Origin of the sequence: Grimontia hollisae CIP 101886, from assembly GCF_000176515.1 — a bacterium.
GTDB lineage: Bacteria > Pseudomonadota > Gammaproteobacteria > Enterobacterales > Vibrionaceae > Enterovibrio > Enterovibrio hollisae.
On sequence record NZ_ADAQ01000008.1, the window covers coordinates 271586 to 280094 of the forward strand.

Annotated in this window: 3 protein-coding genes, 4 tRNA genes and 3 rRNA genes; 2 read left to right on the top strand and 8 right to left on the bottom strand. The window is 50.9% G+C overall.

The annotated features are described in order from the left end of the window. Window positions 1–47: 47 nt before the first annotated feature. Window positions 48–308 (top strand): ubiquinone biosynthesis accessory factor UbiK, encoded by a 261-nt coding sequence (gene ubiK, locus VHA_RS03210; protein WP_002535501.1) that lies wholly within the window; start codon window positions 48–50, stop codon window positions 306–308. 67 nt (window positions 309–375) lie between these two features. On the opposite strand, the gene ilvC is transcribed toward ubiK, so the two are convergent. After that, complete coding sequence (ilvC, locus tag VHA_RS03215; protein WP_005501791.1) at window positions 376–1860, bottom strand: ketol-acid reductoisomerase; 1485 nt, start codon at window positions 1858–1860, stop codon at window positions 376–378. A 153-nt stretch (window positions 1861–2013) separates the two neighbouring features. On the opposite strand from ilvC, the gene ilvY reads away from it, so the two are divergent. Further along, on the top strand, window positions 2014–2898 hold the full coding sequence (gene ilvY / locus VHA_RS03220; RefSeq protein WP_005501793.1) for an HTH-type transcriptional activator IlvY: 885 nt from the start codon (window positions 2014–2016) through the stop codon (window positions 2896–2898). A 65-nt stretch (window positions 2899–2963) separates the two neighbouring features. Here ilvY and VHA_RS03225 read toward each other — a convergent pair. From VHA_RS03225 to VHA_RS03255, 7 genes are all read right to left on the bottom strand, one after another. Next, window positions 2964–3040, bottom strand: a tRNA-Asp gene (locus VHA_RS03225). A gap of 42 nt (window positions 3041–3082) precedes the next feature. Beyond that, a 5S ribosomal RNA gene (gene rrf, locus VHA_RS03230) occupies window positions 3083–3199 on the bottom strand. A 167-nt stretch (window positions 3200–3366) separates the two neighbouring features. Then, window positions 3367–6373 (bottom strand): 23S ribosomal RNA (locus VHA_RS03235). Window positions 6374–6792: 419 nt separating this feature from the next. Continuing rightward, window positions 6793–6868: transfer RNA gene (locus VHA_RS03240), tRNA-Val, on the bottom strand. Window positions 6869–6901: 33 nt separating this feature from the next. Next, window positions 6902–6977 (bottom strand) — tRNA-Lys (locus tag VHA_RS03245). Window positions 6978–6979: 2 nt separating this feature from the next. Next, window positions 6980–7055 (bottom strand) — tRNA-Glu (locus tag VHA_RS03250). 173 nt (window positions 7056–7228) lie between these two features. Then, a 16S ribosomal RNA gene (locus tag VHA_RS03255) occupies window positions 7229–8509 on the bottom strand; the annotation flags it as partial.

Below are 8509 nucleotides of genomic sequence, written 5' to 3' on the forward strand. Positions count from 1 at the left end.
AGGCTGGGGGTTGCTTAGAATAGCGGCATCAAAATAAGGAGTAACACATGTTCGACCCCAAAAAATTGGAGCAAATTGCCAAGCAAATCCATGAGTCTATGCCAAAGCCGGTTAAAGATCTGGGTAACGATGTGGAGCAAAAGGTTCGCGAGGTGATCCAGTCACAGCTGGCTAAACTGGATGTGGTCAGCCGAGAAGAGTTTGATGTGCAAACCCAGGTCCTGCTTCGTACCCGCCAGAAGCTGACCGAAATGGAACAAAAGCTGGCTGAGTTTGAGCAAAAGCTTAACGAAAAATCTGACGCTTAAGTGCCGTTGCTAAAGATATAGAAAACCCGGCGATTGCCGGGTTGCTCGTATTTGCATTCTTAGGTGATTAGTCACCGACTGCGATACGTTTCATGTCAGTCATGTAGCCACGCAGCTCTTGACCAATCCACTCTACCGGGTGATTACGCAGAGCATCATTGACGTCAATCAGGGTTTGGTTATCAACGTGGTTGCCAGTTTCACCCAGACCTTTACCAATCACATCAGTACCCACCAATGGCATGAACTTCTCACGCAGCAGAGGTGTTGCAACATTCGCAAACAGGTAGTTACCATATTCTGCCGTGTCAGAGATAACCACATTCATTTCATACAAGCGCTTGCGTGCGATAGTGTTCGCAATCAGTGGCAACTCATGCAGTGATTCATAGTAAGCAGACTCTTCGATAATGCCAGATGCCGTCATCGCTTCAAACGCCAGCTCAACGCCCGCACGAACCATAGCAACCATCAGGATACCGTTGTCGAAGTACTCCTGCTCGGCAATCTTCACGTCTGTTTCTGGGTAGTTTTCAAAAGCAGTTTCAGCTGTCTCTGCGCGCCAACCCAGCAAGTCCGCATCATTGTTCGCCCAGTCAGCCATCATGGTTGATGAGAAGTGGCCAGAGATGATGTCGTCCATATGCTTGTTGTACAAGGGGCGCATCAGATCTTTCAGATCTTCAGAAAGCTCAAACGCTTTCACTTTTGCTGGGTTAGACAGTCGGTCCATCATATGGGTGATGCCGCCAAACTTCAGCGCTTCAGTGATAGTTTCCCAACCAAATTGCAGCAATTTGCCTGCATAACCTGGGTCAATACCGTCAGCAACCATTTTCTCGTAACACACGATAGAACCTGCCTGCAGCATGCCACACAGGATGGTTTGCTCGCCCATCAGGTCAGATTTCACTTCCGCAACAAAAGAAGACTCCAGCACACCTGCGCGGTGACCACCGGTTGCAGCAGCCCACGCTTTCGCAATCTCCAGGCCATCACCGTTTGGATCGTTTTCTGGGTGAACCGCAATAAGGGTCGGAACGCCAAAGCCACGCTTGTATTCTTCACGCACTTCTGTGCCCGGACACTTAGGCGCCACCATCACAACAGTGATGTCACTGCGGATTTGCATGCCTTCTTCAACAATATTGAAACCGTGCGAGTACCCCAGTGCCGCACCTTGCTTCATCAGCGGCATCACTGCGCTAACGACTGCCGTGTGCTGCTTGTCCGGCGTCAGGTTAACCACCAGATCTGCCTGAGGGATCAGGTTTTCGTAGTTATCGACATTAAAACCGTTCTCTTTGGCATTTTTGTAAGACTGACGCTGCTCATCAATCGCCGCCTGACGCAGTGCATAAGACACGTCCAAACCTGAATCGCGCATGTTAAGTCCCTGGTTCAGGCCCTGTGCACCACAACCCACGATAACGACCTTTTTGCCTTTCAGGTAATCCGCTTCATTTGCGAATTCCGCTTTATCCATAAAACGGCATACACCTAATTGAGCCAATTGCTCTCGCAAGTTCAAGGTATTGAAATAGTTAGACATGTCGAATACTCCATGAAGAAAATGTGTCCCTTGGCGATGCGAACATAACGATCTGTTGCACCAAATTGCCCCATCATAGATCAGGCATTAGGTTGCCTAAAGTGATATATTCACAACAAGTAATTGCATTTTTTGCAACATGGAAGTTAATCGATGAACATCAAACATCTTCAGCTGTTCATACATCTTTGCAACAGCAGAAGTTTCTCTAAAACCGCATCGGCCATGCATGTCAGTCCATCCGCACTGAGCCGCCAAATCCAGAAGCTGGAGCAGGAAGCGGAACAGCAACTGTTTCTTCGCGATAACCGGAGCGTAGAGCTGACATTGGCTGGAAGAAAGCTGTTACCGGTCGCGTTGAAGATCTTGCAAGAATGGCAGCAGTACCAAAGCCAGTTTAACGCCACAGGAAATGAGTTGGTGGGTGAGATAAGGTTGTTTTGCTCCGTCACTGCAAGCTACAGCCATTTGCCCGAGCTATTGGCTGAGTTCCGCTTAAGGCACCCATTGATTGAATTGAAAGTCTCAACTGGAGATCCAGCCCAGGCAATCGACAAGGTACTCTCTGATAGTGCTGACATTGCAATCTCGGCATTGCCAGAACAACTTCCTGCGAAAATTGCGTTTGAGCCTATCAGTGATATTCCATTGTCCGTCATTGCCCCGGCAGGTGTCAGCAGTTTTACTGATACGCTGCAAAGTGAGCATCCTGACTGGTCTGCTATCCCCTTTATTGTGCCGGAAGCGGGGACAGCCAGAGAACGTGCCAATACCTGGTTCAAGAGAATGAAGATTAGACCCAATATCTATGCTCAGGTATCCGGCCATGAGGCAATAGTCAGTATGGTCGCACTCGGATGCGGAGTTGGAATTGCACCCGATGTCGTCATCAACAACAGCCCTGTCAGAGACAAAATAGAAAAACTGAAACTGGCACCAATTAAACCATTTGAACTAGGCGTATGCTGCCTACGCTCCCAGATAAACAATCCGCTGATCAAAGCGCTTTGGGATGTGGCAGAAGGGAAAACGATCTAGCTTTAGATATCAAATAACGCAAACAGCAAAAAGCCCTGCTACTGCTAGCAGGGCTTCTGAAGAAGTGGCGGAGCGGACGGGACTCGAACCCGCGACCCCCGGCGTGACAGGCCGGTATTCTAACCAACTGAACTACCGCTCCACTCAAATTAACGTCCGTTCACAACGTTAACCTAAATTGGACGCCTGGCGATGTCCTACTCTCACATGGGGAGACCCCACACTACCATCGGCGCTGCTCTGTTTTCACTTCTGAGTTCGGCATGGAGTCAGGTGGGTCCAAAGCGCTATGGTCGCCAAGCAAATTCTGTATCGGGGTTCTCGGTCCTAGGTGACTAGGCCCTGGGAACGCCCATTAAAATCTTGGAAAACTGACCGCGGTTGCTCTTCCTAGGTCCTAGCAACCGCTCTCTCTTTACACACTCTTTGTGTTCTTACTTGAGTCCGTCAAAACCCCTTGGGTGTTGTAGGGTTAAGCCTCACGGGCAATTAGTATCAGTTAGCTCAATGCCTCACAGCACTTACACACCTGACCTATCTACGTCGTCGTCTCCAACAACCCTTTAGAAGGCTTTTAGCCTTAGGGAGAACTCATCTCGAGGCTCGCTTCCCGCTTAGATGCTTTCAGCGGTTATCAATTCCGAACTTAGCTACCGGGCAATGCCACTGGCGTGACAACCCGAACACCAGAGGTTCGTCCACTCCGGTCCTCTCGTACTAGGAGCAGCCCCTCTCAATTCTCCAACGCCCACGGCAGATAGGGACCGAACTGTCTCACGACGTTCTAAACCCAGCTCGCGTACCACTTTAAATGGCGAACAGCCATACCCTTGGGACCGACTTCAGCCCCAGGATGTGATGAGCCGACATCGAGGTGCCAAACACCGCCGTCGATATGAACTCTTGGGCGGTATCAGCCTGTTATCCCCGGAGTACCTTTTATCCGTTGAGCGATGGCCCTTCCATTCAGAACCACCGGATCACTATGACCTGCTTTCGCACCTGCTCGAACCGTCATTCTCGCAGTCAAGCGGGCTTTTGCCATTGCACTAACCTCACGATGTCCGACCGTGATTAGCCCACCTTCGTGCTCCTCCGTTACGCTTTGGGAGGAGACCGCCCCAGTCAAACTACCCACCAGACACTGTCCTCACCCCAGATTATGGGGCCAAGTTAGAACATCAAACATACAAGGGTGGTATTTCAAGGATGGCTCCACGGCAACTGGCGTCACCGCTTCCAAGCCTCCCACCTATCCTACACATGTAGGCTCAATGTTCAGTGCCAAGCTGTAGTAAAGGTTCACGGGGTCTTTCCGTCTAGCCGCGGGTACACAGCATCTTCACTGCGATTTCAATTTCACTGAGTCTCGGGTGGAGACAGCGTGGCCATCATTACGCCATTCGTGCAGGTCGGAACTTACCCGACAAGGAATTTCGCTACCTTAGGACCGTTATAGTTACGGCCGCCGTTTACTGGGGCTTCGATCAAGAGCTTCTCCCTAAGGATAACCCCATCAATTAACCTTCCAGCACCGGGCAGGCGTCACACCGTATACGTCCTCTTTCGAGTTTGCACAGTGCTATGTTTTTAATAAACAGTTGCAGCCACCTGGTATCTGCGACTGCCCATAGCTCCATCCGCCAGGGACTTCACCGCGGGCAGCGTACCTTCTCCCGAAGTTACGGTACCATTTTGCCTAGTTCCTTCACCCGAGTTCTCTCAAGCGCCTTGGTATTCTCTACCCGACCACCTGTGTCGGTTTGGGGTACGGTTACTGATAACCTGAAGCTTAGAGGCTTTTCCCGGAAGCAGGGCATCAATGACTTCAACACCGTGGTGTCTCGACATCGTGTCTCAGTATATAGCAAGCCGGATTTGCCTAACTCACCTACCTACGCACTTGAACCAGGACAACCGTCGCCTGGCCCACCTAGCCTTCTCCGTCCCCCCATCGCAGTTATCAGCAGTACGGGAATATTAACCCGTTTCCCATCGACTACGCCTTTCGGCCTCGCCTTAGGGGCCGACTTACCCTGCCCCGATTAACGTTGGACAGGAACCCTTGGTCTTCCGGCGAGGAGGTTTTTCACCCCCTTTATCGTTACTCATGTCAGCATTCGCACTTCTGATACCTCCAGCATGCCTTACAGCACACCTTCTACGGCTTACAGAACGCTCCCCTACCCAATGTGCCTAAACACACTGCCGCAGCTTCGGTGTATCGCTTAGCCCCGTTACATCTTCCGCGCAGGCCGACTCGACCAGTGAGCTATTACGCTTTCTTTAAATGATGGCTGCTTCTAAGCCAACATCCTGGCTGTCTGAGCCTTCCCACATCGTTTCCCACTTAGCGATAACTTGGGGACCTTAGCTGGCGGTCTGGGTTGTTTCCCTCTCCACGACGGACGTTAGCACCCGCCGTGTGTCTCCCGGATAGTACTTACTGGTATTCGGAGTTTGCAAAGGGTTGGTAAGTCGGGATGACCCCCTAGCCTTAACAGTGCTCTACCCCCAGTAGTATTCGTCCGAGGCGCTACCTAAATAGCTTTCGGGGAGAACCAGCTATCTCCGGGTTTGATTGGCCTTTCACCCCTAGCCACAAGTCATCCGCTAATTTTTCAACATTAGTCGGTTCGGTCCTCCAATTGATGTTACTCAATCTTCAACCTGCCCATGGCTAGATCACCCGGTTTCGGGTCTACGTCATGCAACTGAACGCCCAGTTAAGACTCGGTTTCCCTACGGCTCCCCTATGCGGTTAACCTTGCTACATAACGTAAGTCGCTGACCCATTATACAAAAGGTACGCAGTCACCCTATCCCAAAGCACTCAAGCCTACTGCTTGATTTTTGAGGTTTGTCGTTGCAAACAACGCAACGACAACAGTGTGAATTCACTTCACGCTGTCACCTTCATGCTCGGATAAGCACTTTGGTGATAGGGCTCCCACTGCTTGTACGTACACGGTTTCAGGTTCTATTTCACTCCCCTCACAGGGGTTCTTTTCGCCTTTCCCTCACGGTACTGGTTCACTATCGGTCAGTCAGGAGTATTTAGCCTTGGAGGATGGTCCCCCCATCTTCAGACAAGATAACACGTGTCCCGTCTTACTCGTTTTCACTCACTGTGCGTTGTCGTGTACGGGGCTATCACCCTGTATCGCGCCACTTTCCAGTGGCTTCCACTAACTCACAATCAGCTTAAGGGCTGCTCCGGGGTCGCTCGCCGCTACTGCCGGAATCTCAATTGATTTCTTTTCCTTCGGGTACTTAGATGTTTCAGTTCCCCGAGTTCGCCTCATTAACCTATGGATTCAGTTAATGATACTGGCTTATGCCAGTGGGTTTCCCCATTCGGAAATCCCAGACTCAAGTGGCTGTTACTGCCTTATCTGGGCTTATCGCAAGTTACTACGTCCTTCTTCGCCTCTGACTGCCTAGGCATCCACCGTGTACGCTTAGTCACTTAACCCTACAACCCCAAGAGGTTTCGTAGGTTCAAACAACCAAGGTGTTCATTTACATGAACGATTTCGCCGGACTCAAATTCCAAGAACACGTGAATGTGTTTGGTGTTAACTCCTAAGAGTTAACCTTTGAGAACTTTTACAAACAATCTCTGCTTCCGTAGAAACAAAGTTGTTTAGTCAGCTTTCCAGATTGTTAAAGAGCATTTCTCGTAAAGAGAAGGGGGTGTTTCTCTGCTTTAGAGATCCCACTTTCTAATGATTTTCGGCGGCAAAAGATCGCACCCTGTAAATGTCATTTAAAGGGCCTGCGAGTCCATTGCAGAAAATAATTAGAGAGTGTGCTTTTTCTTTAGGCAAGGCGAAGTGTTTCGACGTTTAGTTCGCTAAACGAGAAAGGCTTCAACGCAGCATAAAGAAAAAGTGGTGGGCGATACCGGGCTCGAACCAGTGACCCCCTCCTTGTAAGGGAGGTGCTCTCCCAACTGAGCTAATCGCCCACATTGTTTGTTTTACATCCCCAGTGGTGAAGATGGTGGGTCGTGCAGGATTCGAACCTGCGACCAATTGATTAAAAGTCAACTGCTCTACCAACTGAGCTAACGACCCAATGGCGTCCCATAGGGGAGTCGAACCCCTGTTACCGCCGTGAAAGGGCGGTGTCCTAGGCCTCTAGACGAATGGGACACAACGTTTGCCAGCGAAACATGTTTCGCTAACTTTGTGTCAGCGGAGTGACGAGCCTGCGAGAAGCGACATCATACCGAATACACAACGTTTGTTGAGGTTTGGGTACCTCAACCACTCTTTACATTTTCAACCTATACAATCTGTGTGGACACTCACATCCATAGCATCGGTAAGGAGGTGATCCAGCCCCAGGTTCCCCTAGGGCTACCTTGTTACGACTTCACCCCAGTCATGAACCACACCGTGGTAAACGCCCTCCCGAAGGTTAAGCTATCTACTTCTGGTGCAGCCCACTCCCATGGTGTGACGGGCGGTGTGTACAAGGCCCGGGAACGTATTCACCGTGGCATTCTGATCCACGATTACTAGCGATTCCGACTTCATGGAGTCGAGTTGCAGACTCCAATCCGGACTACGATGCACTTTCTGGGATTCGCTCCACCTCGCGGTCTCGCTGCCCTCTGTATGCACCATTGTAGCACGTGTGTAGCCCTACTCGTAAGGGCCATGATGACTTGACGTCGTCCCCACCTTCCTCCGGTTTATCACCGGCAGTCTCCCTGGAGTTCCCACCCGAAGTGCTGGCAAACAAGGATAAGGGTTGCGCTCGTTGCGGGACTTAACCCAACATTTCACAACACGAGCTGACGACAGCCATGCAGCACCTGTCTCTCAGTTCCCGAAGGCACACCAGAATCTCTTCCGGCTTCTGAGGATGTCAAGAGTAGGTAAGGTTCTTCGCGTTGCATCGAATTAAACCACATGCTCCACCGCTTGTGCGGGCCCCCGTCAATTCATTTGAGTTTTAATCTTGCGACCGTACTCCCCAGGCGGTCTACTTAACGCGTTAGCTCCGAAAGCCACGGTTCTAGACCACAGCCTCCAAGTAGACATCGTTTACAGCGTGGACTACCAGGGTATCTAATCCTGTTTGCTCCCCACGCTTTCGCATCTGAGCGTCAGTCTTTGTCCAGGGGGCCGCCTTCGCCACCGGTATTCCTTCAGATCTCTACGCATTTCACCGCTACACCTGAAATTCTACCCCCCTCTACAAGACTCTAGCCTGCCAGTTCAAAATGCCACTCCCAGGTTAAGCCCGGGGCTTTCACATCTTGCTTAACAGACCGCCTGCATGCGCTTTACGCCCAGTAATTCCGATTAACGCTCGCACCCTCCGTATTACCGCGGCTGCTGGCACGGAGTTAGCCGGTGCTTCTTCTGCCGCTAACGTCAAGTAACGCAGGTATTAACTACGCTACCTTCCTCACGGCTGAAAGTGCTTTACAACCCGAAGGCCTTCTTCACACACGCGGCATGGCTGCATCAGGCTTGCGCCCATTGTGCAATATTCCCCACTGCTGCCTCCCGTAGGAGTCTGGACCGTGTCTCAGTTCCAGTGTGGCTGATCATCCTCTCAAACCAGCTAGGGATCGTCGCCTTGGTGAGCCTTT

What these genes read in the sequence shown, in the direction of transcription:
- ubiK (WP_002535501.1), top strand. Translation starts at nt 48, where the DNA reads ATGTTCGACCCCAAAAAATTGGAGCAAATTGCCAAGCAAATCCATGAG.
- ilvC (WP_005501791.1), bottom strand. Translation starts at nt 1,860, where the DNA reads ATGTCTAACTATTTCAATACCTTGAACTTGCGAGAGCAATTGGCTCAA.
- ilvY (WP_005501793.1), top strand. Translation starts at nt 2,014, where the DNA reads ATGAACATCAAACATCTTCAGCTGTTCATACATCTTTGCAACAGCAGA.